The organism is Streptomyces iakyrus (assembly GCF_000717055.1).
Lineage (GTDB): Bacteria > Actinomycetota > Actinomycetes > Streptomycetales > Streptomycetaceae > Streptomyces > Streptomyces iakyrus.
The window spans coordinates 1-208 of sequence record NZ_JNXI01000178.1 but is presented as its reverse complement, the minus strand read 5'-3'; the positions used below and the strand labels follow the sequence as shown (position 1 = coordinate 208).

The window sequence follows — 208 nt, the reverse complement described above, 5'->3', positions numbered from 1 at the left end:
CGGCACCGGCCTCAACGCCCCCGCGGGCTATGCCGAGTCGGCCCGCCGTCACCTCGCGGCCATCACCGGGCTCCCGCTGGTGACAGCGGCCAACCTGGTGGAGGCGACCCAGGACTGCGGGGCGTTCGTGCAGATGTCCGGTGTGCTCAAGCGCATCGCGGTCAAGCTGTCCAAGAGCTGCAACGACCTGCGGCTGCTGTCGTCGGGG

At 71.2% G+C, this 208-nt stretch carries 1 protein-coding gene; it reads left to right on the top strand.

Annotated elements, in window-relative coordinates:
* The coding region (locus OO68_RS42015) for a lyase family protein (protein ID WP_033314779.1) at nt 1–208 on the top strand (208 nt) is incomplete at both ends.